General features: G+C 70.8%; 18 protein-coding genes, 2 tRNA genes and 1 pseudogene. 12 read left to right on the top strand and 9 right to left on the bottom strand.

The genetic code is table 11. The features are described 5' to 3' along the window. From RBJ77_RS20325 to RBJ77_RS20310, 4 genes are all read left to right on the top strand, one after another. Window positions 1-293 (top strand): hypothetical protein (locus RBJ77_RS20325; protein WP_372346356.1); only part of this gene is annotated, 293 nt, incomplete at its 5' end. Then, on the top strand, window positions 290-727 hold the full coding sequence (locus RBJ77_RS20320) for a roadblock/LC7 domain-containing protein (RefSeq protein WP_372346355.1): 438 nt from the start codon (window positions 290-292) through the stop codon (window positions 725-727). The genes RBJ77_RS20325 and RBJ77_RS20320, both read left to right, overlap by 4 nt. A 9-nt stretch (window positions 728-736) precedes the next feature. Next, entirely contained in the window at window positions 737-1,141 is a 405-nt protein-coding gene (locus RBJ77_RS20315; protein WP_255967725.1) for a DUF742 domain-containing protein, read from the top strand. Between the two features lie 211 nt (window positions 1,142-1,352). Then, complete coding sequence (locus tag RBJ77_RS20310; RefSeq protein WP_372346354.1) at window positions 1,353-1,958, top strand: ATP/GTP-binding protein; 606 nt, start codon at window positions 1,353-1,355, stop codon at window positions 1,956-1,958. 106 nt (window positions 1,959-2,064) lie between these two features. Here the strand turns inward: RBJ77_RS20310 and glpK are convergent, their stop codons facing one another. From glpK to RBJ77_RS20285, 5 genes are all read right to left on the bottom strand, one after another. Then, window positions 2,065-3,582 carry a glycerol kinase GlpK gene (gene glpK, locus RBJ77_RS20305; RefSeq protein ID WP_372346353.1) on the bottom strand — a complete coding sequence of 506 codons (1,518 nt, stop codon included), beginning with the start codon at window positions 3,580-3,582 and terminating at the stop codon, window positions 2,065-2,067. A gap of 87 nt (window positions 3,583-3,669) precedes the next feature. Then, entirely contained in the window at window positions 3,670-4,428 is a 759-nt protein-coding gene (locus tag RBJ77_RS20300; protein WP_372346352.1) for an MIP/aquaporin family protein, read from the bottom strand. A 374-nt stretch (window positions 4,429-4,802) separates the two neighbouring features. After that, window positions 4,803-6,452 carry an EAL domain-containing protein gene (locus RBJ77_RS20295; RefSeq protein ID WP_372346351.1) on the bottom strand — a complete coding sequence of 550 codons (1,650 nt, stop codon included), beginning with the start codon at window positions 6,450-6,452 and terminating at the stop codon, window positions 4,803-4,805. Window positions 6,453-6,548: 96 nt separating this feature from the next. Further along, window positions 6,549-7,739 (bottom strand): lipid-transfer protein, encoded by a 1,191-nt coding sequence (locus RBJ77_RS20290; protein WP_372346350.1) that lies wholly within the window; start codon window positions 7,737-7,739, stop codon window positions 6,549-6,551. Continuing rightward, window positions 7,736-8,194 carry a Zn-ribbon domain-containing OB-fold protein gene (locus RBJ77_RS20285; protein WP_372346349.1) on the bottom strand — a complete coding sequence of 153 codons (459 nt, stop codon included), beginning with the start codon at window positions 8,192-8,194 and terminating at the stop codon, window positions 7,736-7,738. The genes RBJ77_RS20290 and RBJ77_RS20285 overlap by 4 nt, the downstream gene beginning before the upstream one ends. A 347-nt stretch (window positions 8,195-8,541) precedes the next feature. Here RBJ77_RS20285 and RBJ77_RS20280 point away from each other — a divergent pair, with 347 nt between their 5' ends. From RBJ77_RS20280 to RBJ77_RS20260, 5 genes and pseudogenes are all read left to right on the top strand, one after another. After that, window positions 8,542-8,784, top strand: a complete 243-nt coding sequence (locus tag RBJ77_RS20280) for a hypothetical protein (protein ID WP_372346348.1) — start codon at window positions 8,542-8,544, stop codon at window positions 8,782-8,784. Next, a pseudogene (locus tag RBJ77_RS20275) lies at window positions 8,748-9,194 on the top strand (oxidoreductase); the annotation flags it as partial. The gene RBJ77_RS20280 and the pseudogene RBJ77_RS20275, both read left to right, overlap by 37 nt. A 228-nt stretch (window positions 9,195-9,422) precedes the next feature. Further along, entirely contained in the window at window positions 9,423-10,157 is a 735-nt protein-coding gene (locus RBJ77_RS20270; protein WP_255967746.1) for a hypothetical protein, read from the top strand. A gap of 129 nt (window positions 10,158-10,286) precedes the next feature. Then, window positions 10,287-10,426: transfer RNA gene (locus RBJ77_RS20265), tRNA-OTHER, on the top strand. 197 nt (window positions 10,427-10,623) lie between these two features. Further along, a tRNA-Arg gene (locus RBJ77_RS20260) sits at window positions 10,624-10,699 on the top strand. Window positions 10,700-10,889: 190 nt separating this feature from the next. On the opposite strand, the gene RBJ77_RS20255 is transcribed toward RBJ77_RS20260, so the two are convergent. Further along, a complete protein-coding gene (locus RBJ77_RS20255) occupies window positions 10,890-11,702 on the bottom strand; it encodes a M15 family metallopeptidase (protein ID WP_372346347.1) in 813 nt (270 codons plus the stop codon). Between the two features lie 70 nt (window positions 11,703-11,772). Between RBJ77_RS20255 and RBJ77_RS20250 the strand changes: the two genes are divergently transcribed. Further along, window positions 11,773-12,309 carry an NUDIX domain-containing protein gene (locus RBJ77_RS20250; protein WP_372346346.1) on the top strand — a complete coding sequence of 179 codons (537 nt, stop codon included), beginning with the start codon at window positions 11,773-11,775 and terminating at the stop codon, window positions 12,307-12,309. A gap of 139 nt (window positions 12,310-12,448) precedes the next feature. Here the strand turns inward: RBJ77_RS20250 and RBJ77_RS20245 are convergent, their stop codons facing one another. Beyond that, on the bottom strand, window positions 12,449-14,806 hold the full coding sequence (locus tag RBJ77_RS20245) for a glycoside hydrolase family 31 protein (protein ID WP_372346345.1): 2,358 nt from the start codon (window positions 14,804-14,806) through the stop codon (window positions 12,449-12,451). Window positions 14,807-15,019: 213 nt separating this feature from the next. On the opposite strand from RBJ77_RS20245, the gene RBJ77_RS20240 reads away from it, so the two are divergent. Both RBJ77_RS20240 and RBJ77_RS20235 read left to right on the top strand, forming a co-directional pair. Beyond that, window positions 15,020-16,993, top strand: a complete 1,974-nt coding sequence (locus RBJ77_RS20240; protein ID WP_372346344.1) for an acetoacetate--CoA ligase — start codon at window positions 15,020-15,022, stop codon at window positions 16,991-16,993. Between the two features lie 99 nt (window positions 16,994-17,092). Next, window positions 17,093-17,998 carry a hypothetical protein gene (locus tag RBJ77_RS20235; protein ID WP_372346343.1) on the top strand — a complete coding sequence of 302 codons (906 nt, stop codon included), beginning with the start codon at window positions 17,093-17,095 and terminating at the stop codon, window positions 17,996-17,998. A gap of 72 nt (window positions 17,999-18,070) precedes the next feature. On the opposite strand, the gene ptsP is transcribed toward RBJ77_RS20235, so the two are convergent. Then, window positions 18,071-19,741: a phosphoenolpyruvate--protein phosphotransferase gene (gene ptsP / locus RBJ77_RS20230; RefSeq protein WP_372346342.1), complete on the bottom strand. Its 1,671-nt coding sequence runs from the start codon at window positions 19,739-19,741 to the stop codon at window positions 18,071-18,073. A gap of 76 nt (window positions 19,742-19,817) precedes the next feature. Next, entirely contained in the window at window positions 19,818-20,267 is a 450-nt protein-coding gene (locus tag RBJ77_RS20225; RefSeq protein ID WP_255967757.1) for a PTS glucose transporter subunit IIA, read from the bottom strand. Window positions 20,268-20,629 lie beyond the last annotated feature (362 nt).

Genomic DNA, 20,629 nt, shown 5'->3' with positions numbered 1-20,629 from the left:
CCCCGGCCGAGGCGCCCCCGTCGGACGCCACCGCGGGCGGCCTGCCCCGGCGCGTCCGACAGGCCAATCTGGCCCCGCAGTTGAAGGACGGGCCCGACCTGCGCGGCGACCGCACGACGGGCCGCGACGAGACCTCCTCCGCACCACCCGCCGACCGTGACGCCGACGAGGTGCGCAGCCGTATGGCCTCGCTCCAGCGCGGCTGGCGGCGCGGCCGGGCGGAGAACGCCGCCGACGACGAGAGCGCCGACGGCACAGCACAGGGAACAACTTCTGAGGGGGACGGTCGATGACCGCACCGAAGACCACCGCGCACACCACGAACGGTGGTTCGGGGGAGCTGAACTGGCTCCTCGACGACCTGGTCGAACGCGTCGCCAGCATCCGCAAGGCGCTCGTGCTCTCCGGGGACGGTCTGCCGACCGGGGTCTCCAAGGACCTCAGCCGGGAGGACAGCGAACACCTCGCCGCCGTCGCCTCCGGATTCCACAGCCTGGCCAAGGGCGTCGGCCGGCACTTCGACGCGGGCGGCGTCCGGCAGACGGTCGTCGAACTCGACGACGCCTTCCTGTTCGTCACCGCGGCGGGCGACGGCAGTTGTCTCGCCGTGCTGTCCGACGCCGACTCCGACGTCGGCCTCGTGGCCTACGAGATGACCCTGCTGGTCAAGCGGGTGGGCGCACATCTGGGGACGGCACCGCGCACGGATTCGCCCACCGGAGGGTAGTGGGTTGGCATGAGCGCAGACGGTCAGGGGACGCAGGAGCCGCACCACTGGTTCGACGACGAGGCCGGACCCGTCGTGCGGCCGTACGCCATGACGCGCGGCCGCACCACCAGCGCGGGCCAGCACCGTCTCGATCTGATCGCGGTCGTCGTCGCGGAACAGCGCGCCGCCGACCCGGTGGCGGACCAGACCCTGTCGCCGGAGCACGTCGACATCGTCGACCTGTGCCGCGACAGTCCGCAGTCGGTCGCCGAGCTCGCCGCGGAACTCGATCTTCCGATCGGTGTGGTCCGGGTCCTCATCGGCGATCTGGTCGACGACGAACTGGTCCACGTGACCCGTCCGGTACCCCCCGCGGAGCTGCCCGACGAGAGTATTCTGCGCGACGTGATCGACGGCCTCAGGGCTCTCTGAGGAGACGGACCACGGGGCGGGGCGGCGTGAACTCCTCGGCGGGGAGCGGGAGTCGGCACATCCGGACCGCCGGCACAGCGCCCCGTCGCGGCGGCGTCCCGCACCAGTGGAACGTTCCCAGCAGCGGACCGTACGGCAGCAGGGGAACGGTCCGCCCCCACCGACAGCAGCACCCCGCACGGCGACACCAGTGAGGCAGGAGAGACAACCCATGATCTTCGGGCGTTCCGAGCGCGGCAAGGCTCCCGTCGAGCCCGTCACGCTCAAGATCCTGGTGGCCGGCGGGTTCGGCGTGGGCAAGACGACCCTCGTGGGCGCGGTCAGCGAGATCAGACCCCTGCGCACCGAGGAGCTGCTGAGCGAGGCGGGCCGCCCCGTCGACGACACCCAGGGCGTCGAGGGCAAGCACACCACCACGGTGGCCATGGACTTCGGCCGGATCACCCTCCGCAAGGACCTGGTCCTGTACCTGTTCGGCACCCCCGGGCAGGACCGGTTCTGGTTCCTGTGGGACGAGCTGGCGACCGGTGCGCTGGGCGCCGTGGTCCTCGCGGACACGCGCCGCCTGGAGGACTGCTTCGCCGCCGTCGACTACTTCGAGCGGCGGTCCATCCCGTTCGTCGTCGGCGTCAACTGCTTCGACGGCGCGGACCGGTACCCGGCCGACTCCGTCCGTCAGGCGCTCGACCTGGACTCCGGGGTCCCGGTCGTGCTCTGCGACGCGCGCGAGAAGGAGTCCGTGAAGGACGTCCTGATCGGCGTCGTCGAGCACGCCGCCGCGGCCGCCGCACAGCGCCGGCAGCCCGCGGTCACCTGACCCGGCACCGTGCGGCGCGGGTACGCGCGCGTGCGACGCCGTGCGTCACCACGCGCGCGTACCCGTACCCGCCTCGCCGACCGGGACCCAGGGGCCGCCCGGGCGCCTACGCGCCGTCCTCGTGCCAGCCGAAGCTCTTCTCCACCGCCTTGCGCCAGTTGTGGTACTCGCGGTCACGGATCTGCGCGTCCATCGCGGGGCTCCACTCGACGTCCCGCTGCCAGTGCGCCTTGAGCTGGTCCAGGTCGTTCCACACGCCCGTCGCGAGACCGGCCGCGTACGCGGCGCCCAGACACGTCGTCTCCGACACCTTGGGCCGGATCACCGGCACCCCGAGCACGTCCGCCTGGTGCTGCATGAGCAGGTTGTTCTTGGTCATGCCGCCGTCGACCTTCAGGGTCGTGATCTGCACCCCGGAGTCCTGGTACATGGCGTCCACGACCTCACGCGTCTGCCAGCTCGTCGCCTCCAGGACCGCGCGCGCCAGATGCGCCTTGGTGACGTAGCGGGTCAGGCCGGTCACCACGCCGCGCGCGTCGGAGCGCCAGTACGGGGCGAACAGGCCGGAGAACGCGGGCACGATGTACGCACCGCCGTTGTCCTCGACGCTGGCCGCGAGCGTCTCGATCTCGTCGGCGGACTTGATGATGCCGAGCTGGTCGCGGAACCACTGCACCAGGGCGCCGGTGATGGCGATCGACCCTTCGAGGCAGTACACCGGTGCCTCGGAGCCGATCTTGTAGCCCATGGTGGTGAGCAGCCCGCTCTTCGAAGGCACGGGCCGGTTACCGGTGTTGAGCAGCAGGAAGCTGCCCGTGCCGTACGTGTTCTTCGCCGTACCGACGTCGTAGCAGGCCTGCCCGAAGATCGCGGCCTGCTGGTCGCCGAGCGCCGACGCCACCGGCACCCCGGACAACTGGCCCACCGCCGTGCCGTACACCTCGGCGGAGGACCGGATCTCCGGCAGGACCGCCTCGGGCACGTTCATCGCGGACAGGATCGACGGGTCCCACTGGAGGGTCTCCAGGTTCATCAGCATCGTCCGCCCGGCGTTGGTGACGTCGGTGACGTGCACGCCGCCGTCGGTGCCGCCGGTCAGGTTCCAGATCAGCCAGGAGTCGATCGTGCCGAACGCGATCTCACCGCGCTCGGCCCGCGCCCGCAGCCCCGGCACGTTGTCGAGCAGCCAGGCGGCCTTCGGCCCGGAGAAGTAGCTGGCCAGCGGCAGACCGGTCTGCTCACGGAAACGGTCCTGCCCGTCGGAGCCGCCCAGTTCGTTGCAGAGCGCCGAGGTCCGCGTGTCCTGCCACACGATCGCGTTGTGCACCGGCTTGCCGGTCGCCCGGTCCCACAGGACCGTCGTCTCGCGCTGGTTGGTGATGCCGAGGGCGCTCAGCTGGTCGGTCCGCAGGCCCGCCTTGGCGATCGCGCCCGCGACCACGGCCTGGACCTTGGACCAGATCTCGGTGGCGTCGTGCTCCACCCAGCCCGGCTTCGGGAAGATCTGACGGTGCTCGCGCTGGTCGACGGCGACGATCTCGCCGTCCTGGTTGAAGATGATGCAGCGGCTCGATGTGGTGCCCTGGTCGATGGCGGCGACGTATTTCACGGAAGTGTCGGGCATGGCTACCCCTTCGTGAGAAGACGGTCGTGCACGTGAGGAGACGGTCGTGCGAGGGACGGCTGTCGAGAGCGGCTCGGGGGCCGCGCCTCAGAACGCCACGTTGTAGATGAGCCCCGCCAGCGCGCCGCCGATGAGCGGCCCGACGACCGGGACGAGGGCGTAACCCCAGTCGGACGTCCCCTTGTTGGGGATGGGCAGGAAGTGGTGCACGATGCGGGGGCCCAGGTCGCGGGCGGGGTTGATGGCGTAACCCGTCGGCCCGCCGAGCGACAGACCGATGCCGACGACCAGCAGCGCCACGATCAGGACCTGGGTGCCGGACTCGCCGAGCCCCTTGGTCAGGCCGAACGCGAGGATGGGCAGCACCAGGCCCATCGTCGCGATGATCTCGGTGATCAGGTTCGCGACCGTGTTACGGATCTCGGGGATCGTGGAGAAGATGCCGAGCGTCGGGGTCGGGCCGTCCTCCTCCGCGGGGGCGTCGGCGCTCTTCACGCCCGAGCTGACGTTGGCGTTGAACTGCGCGAGGTACACCAGGTACGCGAGGACGGCGCCCAGCATCGCGCCGACCATCTGGCCGAGCAGATAGACCCAGACCTTGTCCCACTTGCCGGTGTCGACCGCGATGCCGATGGTGACGGCGGGATTGAGATGACCGCCGGAGAGCGGCGCGGCCGTGTACGCGCCGGCCAGCACGCCGAAGCCCCAGCCGAACGCGATGACGATCCACCCGGAGGCCCGCGCCTTGGAGTGTTTGAGGGTGACCGCGGCACAGACGCCCGCGCCGAACAGAATCAGGATTGCGGTGCCGATGACCTCACCGACGAAGATGTCTCCGTTGCTCATGGCGGCTCCTAGGCCCTCGCCCGGGGCAGTGCGCCCGCCCCGGTCCTCCGTGCAGGGTGCGTTTCCCATGGCTGGTTCTGGCCGCTTCGACCGGAGGCAGGGGTCCCGCGCCCCGCCCGGCGTCCGTGACGAGCGTGCCCGTGCAGCCGTAATCGCGCGTGGGGGGAGCGGCCCGGACCTGCCACAACCCGGCAGGGAACGCCGGAAGGGCAGGCAAGGACCCTGGGCGGCGGTGGGCCGACATGCGGCGATGCCGACTGACACCCGGAAGTGTTCACCGGCCGTACTGGAGCGTCAAGGTCGCGGACCGCAACGGTTAACCGGGGGCAATCGCTCCCCGACTGCCGTCTCCCGTACGGGATTTGGGGCCGGGACTACGAAGCGCTCGGCGCCCGCCCCTGCGTCGGCACGACCCCGGCCGCGTCCGGCCCGCACCGCACGTCGAAGCCCTCGCGACCCGCGAGCCCGCACACCCAGCTCGCCCCGGACAGCGCCTTCGCGGCCTGCTTGAGCGGGGCCAGGTACGCGGCCGCCTGCCGGTGGTCGGGCACGCTGCCCGGCGGGCACAGCACGGTGGCCAGCGACAGCGTCACGGCGAGGCCGCCCGCCGACCAGGGCACGTCCAGCACCGCGGCCGCCAGCGGATCGAGCCGCTCCGGATCTGCCAGGACCAGGAAGTCGTCGCCTCCGATGTGCCCGACCCGCACCCCGTCCGACTCCGTGTCCGCGAGCGCCCGCCCCACCGCCCGGATCAGCTCGTCGCCCGCCGCGAACCCGGCTTGGTCGTTGACCTGCTTGAACCCGTCGATGTCCAGCCAGCTCAGTGCGAATCCCCGCCCCTGCGCCACCCAGCGGTCCAGCTCCCCGGTCACCGCGTCCGAACCGGGCAGCCGGGTCAGCGGGTTGAGGCCCGCCGCCTCCTCGACCCGGCTCTCCGCGAGGGACCGGACGAGGTCGGCGAGGCGCACGACGCCCACGCACCGCCCGTCGTGGTCGACGACGGCGACGTCGTCGGCGGTGCGGCTGTGCTCGCCGTCCGCGACCACGTCCAGGACCTCCCAGGCGGTCGCCGTGGCGCCCACCGTGCGCGGCCGGTCGCCGAGCCGCGCCGCCGGCCGGTCCGCGTACAGGGCGTGCCCGTAGCGCGCGGACAGCGACAGCAGGAACCGGTCCCGCTGCACCGATCGCACCGGCACCCCCGCGGTGTCCACGAGCAGCACCCCCGACACCTCCGGAGCGCCGGTGAGCAGTCTGCGGACCTGCTCGGCCGACGCCGACTCGGGCAGCAGGGCCGCGGGCCGCACGAACTCCCGCACCGAAGGCCCCGTCGGCCGCGCCGCCCCCGTACGAGCCGGCAGATCGGGAACGTACACCTCCGCGATCGGCAGCCGGGCAGGCGGCGCGAACAGGCCGCCCTGCGCCAGCTGGGCCCCCGCGTCGCGGGCCGCGGCGCACTGCAGCTCCGTCTCCACGCCCTCGACCGCGAGCAGCGCGCCCGACTCCTCGCACAGCGTCCGCATGGCCCGCACCGTCGCCGTCCGGGTCAGCAGCGACGCGTCCAGCTTGATCAGGTCGGGCGCCAGATCGTCCAGCAGCCGCAGCGGTACGTCGCCGTCCCCGACGCCGTCCGCGCAGATCCGGAACCCCTCGCCGCGGACCGCCGCGACGCCCTCCAGGAGCGCACGGTGCGGCACGTGCGTGAAGGGCGGGCACACGTCGACCGTCACCTCCCACGGCAGTCGGCCGGCTGCCCGGACCGCGTCCCGCAGCGCGGCGAGCGAGCCCAGGTCCGCGAGCGTGCCCGCGAACACGTTCACGTGCAGGGGCAGCAGCGTCTCCCGGCGCGCCGCGTCTCGGACCGCCAACGCGGCCAGCCGCCCGTCGAGTTCGGGCTCGCGCCGGGCCCGTGCCAGCACGTCCCCGACCTCCGGGCGGGCCAGGAGCTCCAGTGCCGCCACGGCACCCGTGGTCAGGTTGACCACGGGCTGGAAGGCGAAGCGGAGATGGTCCGTCCAGGAGTGCACGGCAGCATGATGGCGTCGCAGGAGCCCCACATGTCCCAGTTCACACACTGTTCACGCAGCATTCCCGCGCGATCACACAGCGTGCGAACTTGCCTGTCAGCGCATCGCGATCACCGACGATCCGTGTCCGAACAGCCCCTGGTTCGCCGTGATCCCGACCCGGGCCCCGGCCACCTGCCGCGCCCCGGCCGTACCCCGCAACTGCCAGGTCAGCTCGCACACCTGGGCGATCGCCTGGGCGGGTACCGCTTCCCCGAAGGAGGCGAGCCCGCCGCTGGCGTTCACGGGTATGCGGCCGCCCGGTGCGGTCGCCCCGTCGCGCAGCAGCTTCGCGGCCTCGCCCTCCGCGCACAGCCCCAGGTCCTCGTACCACTGCAACTCCAGGGCGGTGGACAGGTCGTAGACCTCCGCGAGCGAGAGCTCGTCCGGCCCGATCCCGGCCTCCTCGTACGCGGCGAGCGCGATGGAGGACCTGAAGGCGGGCCCCTCGGGCCGTGCGCCGACGGCCGAGTCCGTCGCGATGTCCGGAAGGTCGAGCACCGTGTTCGGATACGTCGGCGTCACCGTCGACACGGCGCGGATCCGCACCGGATCGGCGGCCCCGTGCCGCCGCGCGAACTCCATGCTGGACAGCACCAGGGCCGCGCCGCCGTCCGAGGTGGCGCAGATGTCCAGCAGCCGCAGCGGGTCCGCGACGACGGCGGAGGCGGCGACCTCCTCGGCCGACACCGCCTTGCGGTAGCGGGCGTTGGGATTCAGCGCGCCCGACGCGGCGTTCTTCACCTTGACCCGGGCGAAGTCCTCCAAGGTGTCCCCGTGCATCGCCATCCGGCGGCGCGCGTAGAGACCGAAGTACGTCGGGTTGGTCGCGCCGAGCACCCGGAAGCGCAGCCAGTCCGGGTCGTCCTGCCGGTCGCCGCCCGCGGGCCGGAAGAAGCCCTTGGGCGCCGCGTCGGCCCCGACCACGAGTACGACGTCGGCGAGACCCGCAAGGATCTGTGCCCGCGCCGTGCCGATGGCCTGGGCGCCCGACGCGCAGGCCGCGTACACGCTCGTCACGCGTGCGCCCTGCCAGCCGAGCGCCTTCGCGAACGTCGCCCCCGCCACATAGCCCGGATATCCGCCGCGCACCGTGTCGGCGCCCACCACGGACCCCACGTCCCGCCAGTCCACGCCCGCGTCGGCCAGCGCGGCCCGCGCCGCCGCCGTGCCGTACTCGACGAAGCTGCGCCCCCACTTCCCCCAGGGGTGCATGCCCGCACCGAGCACCGCCACGTCCCCCGTCATGCCGCCACCCCCGTCGGCCGCCAGTGCCACGTCGTCCAGGCCGTCCCGGTCTCCTCGTCCCCGTCCTCACCGAGCACGCCCGGCACGACCTCCACCTCCATGCCGACCGCCAGATCGTCGACACCCACCCCGGGAGCCCCCTGCCCCAGCACCACCAATCGCTCGGCAGCAAGCTCCACAGCGATCAACGTGTAGGGCTGCCAGGGAAGTTCCCGGTCCGACACGTAAGGCTCGGGCGGCCGGTACCGGGCATCGGTGTACGACCAGACGCGCCCGCGCGGCGACAGCGGCACCTCGGCCAGGTCGCCCCCGGCGCAGCCGGGGTTGCGACACCACCCGTCCTCACGGGGGAAGAACACCGAAGAACACGCCGAACAGCGCGTCCCCAACAGACGGAAGTCGTCCCCCTCCCCGGTGAACCAATCGGCCACGACAGGCGTACGGGTGCGCGCCACAGTTCCTCCCCGGCAGCGAATCTGACGGAACGTCAGAAGTGTGTCACGCCCGACCGATCGACGTCAGGCTTCCCGCAGAACCATGTGCGCCCCTCTCGCGTCCGTGTATCGGGGAGGGCGCGACCGGGATCCACGGGGGTGGTTCCGGATGCGCCCTCCCCATGTCGCCGATGGCCACGGCGGAGTCGGTCGGGCCGGAGCGGACGGGCCGCAGGCGCCGCACCTCTCGCCTTCGCGCCCAAGCACCTCGACGGCCGCCCTCGTGGGTGGGGCGGGGAGGGCGCCGTACCCCGCCCAGAGGCGGTGGAGCGGCGATGCAGGCGGGACGAGATCAATACCCTGCGGGAGTGATTTCCTGCAATGAGTTGACCTCCCCTGAACGTGAACTGTGGGACACGTTCCCCGAAGGGCAGGCCGTGGACCTGCGTGCGGGCGAACCGGAACAGGACCAGGTCATCGACGGCGGGCGGTGGGGGCCCGAGCGGACGGTACGGGCAGGAGTGGTCGCCGCGTTACTGCTGGGCGCGAACGCCGGGCAACGGGTGCGGTGGCGGCAGGCCACGACCACAACGCCCGTCGCGTGCTCCTGACCAAGCAACGCCACCGGCGCCGCACCCTGAAACCGGTGGCCCGCGCCTGGGGACACCTCCTCGACGTGGCCGTCGGGTACGGCTACCGTCCCTGGCTGGCCGGCATCTGGCTCCTCACTCTGACGTTCCTGGGCACGCTCGCCTTCAGCGCTGACTCCCCGGACCCGGCGAAACAAGGCGAGGGAGCTCCGTTCCAGCCCCTCGTCTACACACTCGACCTCTTGATCCCCATCGGGGGACTGGGGCAACGCACCGCCCGGTACTGGTCGGACGACAGCCTCCAGTGGCTGGCCTACCGGCTGATCGCCTTCAGCTGGATGCTCACGACAGCAGTCGTGGCCGGCGTCACGCGAGCTCTGCAGAAGAACTGGCGGAGGTGGCCGGGTGGCCGGGGAGGATCCGAGAGTTGACGGCGGCCAATTCGACTTCTCGTCCCGGGGGGTGAGCCCGCCAGCTCAATAATCCGTGGCTTCGAGAGGGGGCGTCATGGAACTCTTGCTCTACCAGGACGGCGACGCCATCGACCAGGGCACGAGGACCGAATTGCTTGGCGACGTCAAGGGCTCGGTGCGCTCACGCCTGCGTGCTTGACCCCTAACGCCAGCAACCCTGTGAACTCACATCGAAGGGACACTCGTATGCCCAAGCTGAATCAGATCGTCGCCGTCGAAAAGGGCATCAAGTCCCGTACTGCGGCGTCGATCACGAAGATCTACCACGACTTGCAGAAGCCCGCGCTCTTCGCCGGCCTGAGCCGGAAATACTCGCCGGTCGACGACGAGGGCGAGCAGTTCCCGCCCGAGTCGACACTCGTCCAGAACAACGTCGACAACTCGCTCACGGGGATGGCCGATCACCTGACGAAGCTGTTCGACGTGGTGGCCACGAAGGAGCGGGCCAACACGGAGGCATCTGCGGACGTGGTGGTCGACGACGTGACCATCGTCAGCGACGCACCGGTACCGCTGCTGCTCTTCCTCGAGAAGCAGCTGGTCGACCTGCGCACCGTGGTCGCGAAGGCGCCGACGCTCGATCCGTCCGAGGCCTGGCTGCCGGACGAGAACTCCCGCGGGTGGCGCACGGATCCCGTCCAGACGACGCGCACGCGCAAGGTGCCCAAGACACTGGTCCGCTACCCGGCGACGGACAAGCACCCCGCCCAGACGGAGGTGTACATGGTCGACGAGATCGTGGGGCACTGGGCGACGACGAAGTTCAGCGGCGCGCTCTCGCCCGCCCGCCGTGACCAGCTGATCAGCCGCATCGACGCTCTCGCTGACGCGGTCAAGCGCGCACGCGAAGAGGCCAACTCCCACGAGGCCGAGCAGATCCGCATCGGAGCGGACGTGTTCAGCTTCCTCCTGGCGCCCTAGGGCGCCCCCACGACTCCCGAGCTGAGCACTCGGGTGGCTCCCGAGCAGGGAGCCGAAGACTGAAGTTGAGTCTCAGGTTCACGCGTGTCCGGTGACAGTGCAGGTTCGAAACCTGCCCGGGGCTTTCGTGCCCCGGTAGCCCAATCGGCAGAGGCAGCCGCGCGCTTCAGTTTCAGATTCTCGCTCCAGTCTCAGCAACGCCGACGTTCTTCTGATCTACCCGGCGGGGATTTCGCCGAGAGATGCCAGTTCGATTCTGGCTCGGGGCACTCGCGTCCCGATGGTGTAAAGGCAACACGTCTCGGTCTTCAAACTGAAACCCGCCCAACCGTGCAGAAGACAGATCGGACAAACAGTGATGGCGCAACGGTAGCGCTTCTGACTATGGATCAGATTGTTGCGGGTTCGATTCCCGCTCACTCAAAACACAGGGGGCCCCGGATGGTGATAGCCGGGGTCTCCGCCCGCCCCCGTAGCTCAACGGACAGAGCGCCTGATTACGGATCAGGAGGTTGCAGGTTCGAATCCTGCCGGGGGCACCAGCAACTGCCGGTCCGCACGCGGACCGGCCCTGGCACACAGGGCAGGGGCGCCCGCACTCTCGGGGCCCCTGCCCTGTGGCCCAGGTCCACCACCCAGCCCGGACGGGATTGCGCTTCATCCAGGCCCGGGGCCGGGCCCAGCCGTCACGGCATGCCAAGAGAACCGCGCCAGCAACTCACCAGCCACCACTCACCCCTTGCCGCCCAACGACCTCCGCGAGATCGGGAAGTCGAAGTAGGTGTCGGGGAAGAGCTCAGGCTTGTACGTGAAGTGCCACCACTCCTCCGGCAGATTCACGAACCCCTCGCCCCCGAGCGCCCCCCGCAGCAGATCCCGGTTGGCGCGCTGCACCCCCTGCACGCGCGGGTCATCCGTGTGCGCGAGCGTGTCGAAGCAGTCGAAGCCGGTCCCCATGTCCACCGAGTTGTCGGGGAACCGGTCCTTCTGCGCTCCGTAGCAGGCCACGAGTTGTTCCCCGGGTACGTAGGGACGCGTGGGCCGGGCCGGCAGCTTCACGATCGTCAGGTCGACCGTGGAGCCGCGGCTGTGCCCCGACTTCTCCGCGATGTAGCCGTCCGCGAACAGGCGCGTCTTGTCGACCTGCGGATAGAACTCCGGCTTCATCCTCTGGTCGTCGAGGTCCTTGGCCCACCGCACGAAGTGGTCGACGGCCCGCTGCGGCCGGTAACAGTCGTAGACCTTCAAGGAGTAGCCCTTCTTCAGCAGCCCCGCCTGCGCCTTGTGCAGGGCCTTCGCCGCAGGTCTGGTCAGGATGCACATGGGCTTCTTGTAGCCGTCGATCGGCTCTCCCACGAAGTTGTGCTCCGTGAAGTAGCGCATCTCCTGGATGATCGTCGGGTCGACGTCGCTGAGCGCCACGAACTCCTTGGGCGCCTTGGGATCGGGCGTCGCGCTGGCTGTCGAGGGGGCGACGGCCACACCCAGCAGGGCGGCGGTCGTCAGGGCGGCGAGTTTCCGCAGAACGGCGGCGGTTCGAATCATGGTCCTGCGTCTATCAGGAGCCGGGCCCTCGGGGGAAGACCGTACGCGGGTGATCGGATACAGTCCCGCCGTGTCCGCATCAACCCACCCCACACCCAACCCCGTTCCGGATTCCCACTGTTCGAGCTGTGGGACCGCCTACGGGGCCGAGGTGCACGGCTGGCCGCGCACCTGCCCGGCCTGCGACTCCGTCGCCTACCGCAACCCGCTTCCCGTAGCGATCGCGCTGCAACCCGTCTACGACACGGCAGGCACCGCCCTCGTCGTGATCACCCGCACCGTCGCGCCCGCGCGCGGGGAGGCGGCCCTCCCCGGCGGATTCGTCGACGACCGGGAGGACTGGCGGCAGGCCGTCGTCCGAGAGCTCCACGAGGAGACCGGCATCGAGGCGGCGGCCCGCGAAGTGCGTCTCATGGACGCGATGAGCTCCCCGGACGGCCACCTCCTGCTCTTCGGGCTGCTGCCCGAGCGCCCGGCCGCCCAACTGCCCGCCAGCGCGCCCACGGACGAGACCGAGGGCTGGCACCTGCTGCGCCGCCCGGCGGAACTGGCCTTCCCTCTGCACACGTTGGCGGTCAGGGCGTGGTTCGAGGGCCGCTATGTGTGAGGCCGGCCGGGGCTAGGGTCCGTCGTCGAACTCCCGTCGCCCCCGCGACGTCTGGCACTCACGCTCGCGGCGTCGACGACAGACCCGACAGACCCGACAGACCCGACAGACCCCAGGTCCGAGGCCGCCAGAAAGCCGCTCAGAGCCCCCGCACCCGCACCGGATACGGGGGCTCGCCCCCGCCGTCCTCACCGTCTACCTCGACGACCACCCGACCATCGCTCCACCGCACCCGGTACCGCTCGACCTCGGCCTCGTCCCAGCCGTCCCCCGCATCGGGCACGACACAGCCGCCCCCCGAACGCCCCGGCTCGGGAGCCCACGCCTCCAGCTCGATCTCGCCGGTCTCCCCAAGCACCGGAAACACGGATCCCGCGCGCGCCAGCACCGGAATCCGCGACAGGGGAGCGTCGACCGTCACCCGCCCCTGCCCCTCGAACACCTCACCGGTGGCCGTGTCGTACCACCGCCCCCGAGGCAGCCGTACGGACCTGCGCCCGACCCCGGGCTCCAGCACGGGAGCCACCAGCAAGGAGTCGCCCAACAGGAAGGCGTCCTCGCAGTCCCGAAGGTCCCGCTCCTCCGGAGAGCCCCACCACACAGGGCGCACATACGGAGCCCCGGTGCGCCGGGCGAGATGAGCGAGCGTCACGAGGTACGGGCGAAGACGGCGCCGCTCGTGCAGCACCACGCGCGCGTGCCCCAGCGCCTCGTCGCCGAACTCCCACGGCTCACGCCGGCCCGCGTCCCGCGCCGAATGCGTACGGAACAGCGGCAAGTAGGCGCCCAGTTGGAGCCAGCGCACATAGAGCTCGGACGACGGCACCCCGTCGAAACCGCCCACGTCAGGACCCGAGTACGGCACCCCGCACAGCCCGAGACCGACCACCAGGGACAGCGACGCCCGCAGCCCGGGCCACCCGGTGGCGACATCCCCCGACCAGGTCCCTCCGTAGCGCTGCATGCCCACCCAGCCGGACCGCGAGAACAGGAAGGGCCGCTCCTGGGGCTGCAGTTCACGCAGCCCTTCATAGGCGGCCTGCGTCATGCACAGCCCGTACACGTTGTGCGCCTCCCGATGATCACCACCACGCCCTTCGAGAGCGTGACGGGCCGACCGGGGCAGCGTGGGGTCACCGAACGCCACGAAGGAGACAGGCTCGTTCATGTCGTGCCAGAACCCTGAGAACCCCTGCGTGAGCCGCTCCTCGTACAGCCCGCCCCACCACTTGCGCACCCGCTCCGCCGTGAAGTCCGGATACACCGACTCGCCGGCCCACACGACACCGTGCAACGACCCGCCGGAGGCGTTCCTGACGAACGCGTCGATCGCCTGCCCGCCGTCGTACACCGCGTTGCCGCGCTCCGCCTTGACCGCGGGATCGACGATGGAGACCAGCCGGACACCCGCGCCGCGCAACTCCTCCGCCAAACGGGGCAACGAGGCGAAGCGCTGGTGATCGACAGTGAAGACCCGGCGCGCCGCATAGTGGTCGATGTCCAGATGCACGGCATCCAGCGGAAGATCGCGCTCCTGGTAGCCTGCCGCGACCCGCCGCACCTCCTTGTCGCTGCCGAAACCCCAGCGCGCATGCTGGTACCCCAGCGCCCAAGAAGGCGGCACCACGGGAGCACCCGTGAGCTGCGCCCACGTATGCAGGACGCGCGCGGGCGTACCCACCACGACCCAGCACCGCAACGGGCCACCCTCCATGCGCACTTCACACGCACCGGAGCGGTCGTGCCCCGACCCCGCCCCCTCGCGCCCCTCGCGCAGGCTCACGACGCCGTCCCACGTGCTGTCGTGGAAGACCAGATGCGTGCCCGCGTCGGCGACCACCATCTGGACCGGCATCGTGACCGACAGCGGATCGTCCCCAGGGCCGAAAGAGCCGCCCGGATCCGTGTTCCACAACCTGTACGTGCCGTCCCGCAGGCGCGGCCCCGACGCACGCCCCCCGAGTCCGAAGAACCGCGCGTCGGCGGCCACCTCCGACCGCTGCACCCACCGCGCCTCACCACCGTCCTGCGGCTCCCACCACCGCGGCGGCAGATCACGACGCAGCACCACGCCACCCGGCGTGCACACCTCCACGGCGCCGTGCCGGGACACCGCCAGCGTCACCCGCTCGGCCACCACCCGCCAGCCGCCGTCCTTGTCCGGTTCGAGCACCGTCCGCGGATCCGCCTCCGGGCGCATCCCCGCCACGGCGTACGACGGCTCCGGCTCGGCCCCGTCCCACCCCCAGAAGACGGCTCCGCTCACCGTCACCGTGATCCGCAGCCGCGACCGCTCGAAACGCAGCACGCCCCCGCCGGGCTCCGGATCCGCCCCGACGACACGACCGGGGACGCGAGCCAGCTCCGGACCCCGCCGGGGGAGCCCCACCGAGTCCGCCCGCCGGTGCCGCCACGAGGCCCGGACGGCACGCAGCCCTTGGGCAGCGCCCACCTGAGAGACCGCTTTCACCGAGCGCACCAGGTCACGACCGTTCATGCTGCTCACCCTGCCACCCGCGCCCACGCGCGCGGGTCGCGTTCAACTGCCGTTCACCCGTGGCGGCAGCACATCTTCACGACACCGACTATGTGGGGCACGCCCTGGTGTCCAAGTCGATCACATGGCATCGTCCTAATCGCCGCGTCACGCGCACACCCCAGCCCGTGCGCGCCCATGACGCCCACACCGCGTACTTCCGGGAGCCGCCCCATGTCCTCAGCGAACCCCTCGCCGCTCTGGCAGCCCGACCAGCAGACGATCGACGCCGCACAGGTCACACGGTTCCAGGCCTGGGCGGCCGAGCACCACGGAGCACCTGCCGACGGGGGCTACGCAGCACTGCACCGCTGGTCGGTGACCGAACTGGAGACGTTCTGGAAGGCCGTCACTGACTGGTTCGACGTGCGCTTCACCCACCCCTACGCGCGCGTGCTGGGCAACCGCTCCATGCCGGGCGCCGAATGGTTCCCCGGAGCCACGCTCAACTACGCCGAGCACGCCCTGCGGACGGCGGACGACCCCACGCGCGCGGACACCCCGGCCATCCTCCACGTCGACGAGAGCCACGAGCCCCGCCCCGTCACCTGGTCCGAACTGCGCCGCCAGGTCGGCGCCCTTGCGGCACAACTGCGCACCCTCGGCGTACGCCCGGGCGACCGCGTCAGCGGCTACCTGCCCAACATCCCCGAGGCCGTCACCGCCCTGCTCGCCACCGCCGCCGTCGGAGCCGTCTGGACCTCCTGCGCCCCCGACTTCGGCGCCCGAAGCGTCCTCGACCGCTTCCAACAGGTCGAACCCGTCGTCCTCTTCACCGTCGACGGATACCGCTACGGAGGCAAGGAGCACGACCGCCGGGACACAGTGGCGGAACTCCGCGCCGAGCTGCCCTCCCTGCGCGCCGTCGTGCACATCCCCCTGCTCGGCACCGACGCCCCCGAAGGCGCCCTCGACTGGGCCGATCTCACCGCCGGCGACGTGACGCCGGTCTACGAAGAGGTGCCCTTCGACCACCCGCTGTGGGTGCTCTACTCCTCGGGCACGACCGGGCTCCCCAAGGCGATCGTCCAGTCCCAGGGCGGCATCCTCGTGGAGCACCTCAAGCAGCTCGGCCTGCACTGCGACCTCGGCCCCGACGACCGCTTCTTCTGGTACACGTCCACGGGCTGGATGATGTGGAACTTCCTCGTCTCCGGCCTGCTCACCGGCACCACGATCGTCACCTACGACGGCAGCCCCGGATACCCCGGCACGGGCGCCCAGTGGGCGATCGCGGAACGCACCGGCGCCACCCTCTTCGGAACCTCGGCCGCGTACGTCATGGCCTGCCGCAAGGCCGACGTCCACCCGTCCCGCGACCACGACCTGTCCCGCGTCAAGTGCGTCGCCACCACGGGCTCGCCCCTCCCGCCGGACGGTTTCCGCTGGCTCCACGACGAGGTCGGCGACGACCTGTGGATCGCCTCGGTGAGCGGCGGCACCGACGTCTGTTCCTGCTTCGCCGGAGCCGTGGCCACCCTTCCCGTCCACATCGGCGAGCTCCAGGCCCCCGGCCTCGGCACGGACCTCCAGGCCTGGGACCCCGAGGGCAACCCCCTCGTCGACGAGGTCGGCGAACTCGTCGTCACCAACCCCATGCCGTCCATGCCGATCCGCTTCTGGAACGACCCCGACGGCAGCCGCTACCACGACAGCTACTTCGACACCTACCCCGGCGTCTGGCGCCACGGCGACTGGATCACCGTCACCTCACACGGCTCCGTCGTCATCCACGGCCGCTCCGACTCCACCCTCAACCGTCAGGGCGTCCGCATGGGATCCGCGGACATCTACGAGGCGGTGGAACGCCTCCCCGAGATCCGCGAGTCGCTCGTCATCGGCCTCGAACAGCCCGACGGCGGATACTGGATGCCCCTCTTCGTCCACCTGGCTCCCGGCGCCGTCCTCGACGACGACCTGCGCGCCCGCATCAAGCAGACCATCCGCGAACAGCTCTCCCCGCGCCACGTCCCCGACGAGATCATCGAAGCCCCGGGCGTCCCGCACACCCTCACGGGCAAGCGCATCGAAGTCCCCGTGAAGCGCCTGCTGCAGGGCACACCGCTGGAGAAGGCGGTCAACGCCGGTTCCATCGACAACCTCGAACTGCTCAAGTTCTACGAGGACATCGCCCGCAAACGAGCCTGACACCCGGCCCGTCCGGCCGTGCGGCACGGCACCCACCGGCATTGTCAGTGGGCCCGATTACTCTGAGTGAGCATTGATCGAGCAGACTCAGGGGGAACCATGACGCACACCCAGCACGGCCGGACGACCAGCATGCGACAGATCCTGCGCCGTGAAGTGGCGGGCACCATCGGCCTGTTGGCCGACGAGCAGGACTTCACGGCCATGCGGCGCTACCGCAGCTTCACCTTCGAGGACCACCGGACCTATCTGAAGCAGGTCGAGGGACTCCTCAAGCACCTGGCCGGAGCCGGCGGATACACCACCGTCGCCCTCTTCGACCCCGACGACTACGCAGAGTTCTGCGCGGAGACCGGCCTGGAACCGGACGCCGCGGCCAGCCGCACCCGCTTCACCGCGGAGCTGGCCTCGACAGGACCCACCGTCCCGTACGAGGGACAGCCACTCGACGACCTCGTCCCCGACCTCGTCGAGGAAGCGGTCCGCCAGGCGACCTGGGAATACGCGTCGACGATGCTCGCCCGCATCGGCCCCTGCGCCGAGTGCGGCCGGGACATCGGACGGACCGCGTTCGCCCGCGCCTCGCACCTGGTCGCCCGCGCACTCGACACCATCGGCAACGGCGTCCACCACTGGGTCTGCAGCGCCCACACCGGCCGAGAGCCGCTCCACGCCACGCTCCACGTCGACGCCACGACACCCGGCACGGTCCGCCTGGACGAGACGGCCGCCATGGAACTCACGATCGTGCTGGCCCTCGCCATCGCCACCCACAGCCCGTGCGGCATCGTCTTGCGCACCAGCACCCCCACGGAAGACCGGGACCGCATCTACGGCTGGCACGTGCAGGACGAAGGACTCCAGCCGCTCACGGCCTCGGAAGTCTTCGACGCCTACTGCACCGACGCGCACACCGGTGACCTGACCGCACCACAACCGGGCGTCGACTACTGCACGGCCCCGGACGTGGACTCATCGGACCCGGAGGGCCGACACCTGCACTGACCGCGCCCGAGCAGACGACGGAGGGCGCCCCACCCGCAGGTGGAGCGCCCTCCGGACCAGCCGGACTGCCGACTACTCGCCGGACAGCACCGCCTGAGCGGCCTTGAGCGCCTCTTCGGCGGAGTCCGCGGCACGCGCGGCGGCGGCCGCACGCTCGCACTGCGCCAGCGTGTACTTGCCGAGCGTCGCCCGCACGTAGGGGATCGACGCGGCACCCATGGACAGGGAGGTGACACCCAGACCGGTCAGCACACACGCCAGCAGCGGGTCCGACGCGGCCTCGCCGCACACACCACAGCTCTTGCCCTCGGCCTTGGCCGCCTCGGCGGACAGGGCGACGAGGTCGAGCAGCGCGGGCTGCCACGGGTCCTGAAGACGGGACACCGCACCGACCTGACGGTCAGCCGCGAACGTGTACTGGGCCAGGTCGTTCGTGCCGAGCGAAAGGAACTCGACCTCCTGGAGCACCGAGCGGGCGCGCAGCGCGGCGGACGGGATCTCCACCATGGCGCCGAACTTGGCCTGGAGCCCCGCCTCACGGCACGCGTCGGCGAACGCCTTGGCGTCGGCGCGGTCCGCGACCATCGGGGCCATGACCTCGAGGTAGACCGGCAGACCCTCGGAAGCCTTCGCCAGCGCGGTCAGCTGCGTACGCAGGATCTCCGGGTGGTCGAGCAGCGAACGCAGACCACGCACACCGAGAGCCGGGTTCGGCTCGTCCGCCGGAGTGAGGAAGTCGAGCGGCTTGTCGGCGCCCGCGTCCAGCACACGCACCACGACACGCCCCTCGGGGAACGCCTCGAGCACCTTCCGGTACGCCTCGACCTGCTTCTCCTCGGACGGCGCCTTCTTGCTGTCGTCCAGGAACAGGAACTCGGTGCGGAAGAGACCGACACCCTCGGCACCCGCCTCGACGGCCGCCGGCACGTCCGCGGGACCACCGATGTTCGCGAGCAGCGGCACCTTGTGCCCGTCGGACGTCGCACCCGGGCCGGTCGACGCGGCCAGCGCGGCCTTGCGCTCGGCGGCCGAGGCCTCAAGAGCGGCACGCTTCTCCGGAGTCGGATCCACGAAGATCTCGCCGGTGCTGCCGTCGACCGCGATCACAGAGCCCTCGGCCAGCTCACCGGCGCCCGGCAGCGCGACGACCGCCGGAACACCGAGCGCACGGGCGAGAATGGCGCTGTGGCTGGTGGGCCCGCCCTCCTCGGTCACGAACCCGAGCACGAGCGCGGGGTCGAGCAGCGCGGTGTCCGCGGGAGCCAGGTCACGGGCGATGAGCACGTACGGCTCGTCGCTGTCCGGCACACCCGGCATCGGAACGCCCAGCAGACGCGCGACGATCCGATTCCGCACGTCATCGAGGTCCGCGACGCGACCGGCCATGTACTCGCCGGCACCCGCGAGAAGCTCGCGGTAGTGGGAGAAGGCGTCGTAGATGCCCCGCTCCGCGGTGCTGCCGACGGCAATGCGCCGGTCCACGTCGGCGATCAGCTCCGGGTCCTGAGCGATCATGGCCTGCGCCTCGAGCACCGCCTGCGCCTCGCCGCCGGCCAGATTGCCACGCGCAATCAGGTCGGCCGCCACAGCTTCGACGGCCTGGCGGGCGCGCCCCTGCTCGCGCTCGGCCTCCTCCGCCGGAATCTGCTTGGCCGGCGGCTCCAGCACCGCCGTCCCCATGTGCCGAACCTCGCCGATCGCCACACCGTGGCTCACGCCGACGCCTCGCAGCGTTGCTTCCATCTCACCCGTCTCCGATAGTGCGGCGGACCGTGCCACCGCGATGGTTGTGCTGCCTGCCGTCACCGACGGCTCCCGGTCACTTCCAGCCGAAGAGCGCGTCGCCGGCCTTGACGTCCCCGTCGTCGATGACGTCGGAGAGCGACTCGGCAGTGGCCTCGAGCGCCACGATCGGGCACACCGGCGACTTGCCGGCGGCCTCGACGGCGGCCGGGTCCCAGCGCACCACGGCCTGCCCGCGCTGAACGGTGTCGCCCTTGTTGACGAGCAGCTCGAAGCCCTCGCCATTGAGCTGAACGGTGTCGATGCCCAGGTGCGTCAGTACACCGTGGCCCTCTTCGTCCACGACCACAAAGGCGTGCGGGTGCAGAGATACGACGATGCCGCTGACGGGCGCGACTGCCTCGGAGGGCTCGCGCACGGGGTCGATGGCGGTGCCGGGGCCGACCATCGCACCGGAGAAGACCGGGTCAGGAACGGCGGAGAGCCCAATGGCGCGTCCTGCAAGAGGTGACGTCACACTGGTCATGGCAAGCCTCCCAGGGGTGGAGATTCATGGTCGTCGTCACTACCTGTCGCGGACGACGTACTGTTCAGAAGCGTAAGTCATAAAAAGTCCCGGTTCCGCACGAGAGCTACCGGTTGGCTGACGTAGGGGCATCGCGCAAACGATTTGCGCACCGCGCCGACCCCCATGTACTGTCGTACTCCTGCCTGGGAGCAACCGACGCCATCGAGCGCCCTGCATCTCGGCGGCATCTATCAAGTCGAACCTTATCTTTGATCAGCTTCTGCATGCCCGCAGACGAGTGGTCAAGAGGCCGAGAAAAGGCTGGTAGAGTTCGATCTCGCCGAAAGGGAGCCGTGAATACGGATTCCTGCAAGCGAAAA

This window comes from Streptomyces sp. KL116D (assembly GCF_030766975.1).
Lineage (GTDB): Bacteria > Actinomycetota > Actinomycetes > Streptomycetales > Streptomycetaceae > Streptomyces > Streptomyces longispororuber_A.
The sequence above is the reverse complement of the archived record's forward strand: the minus strand, read 5'-3'. Positions and strand labels throughout refer to the sequence as shown.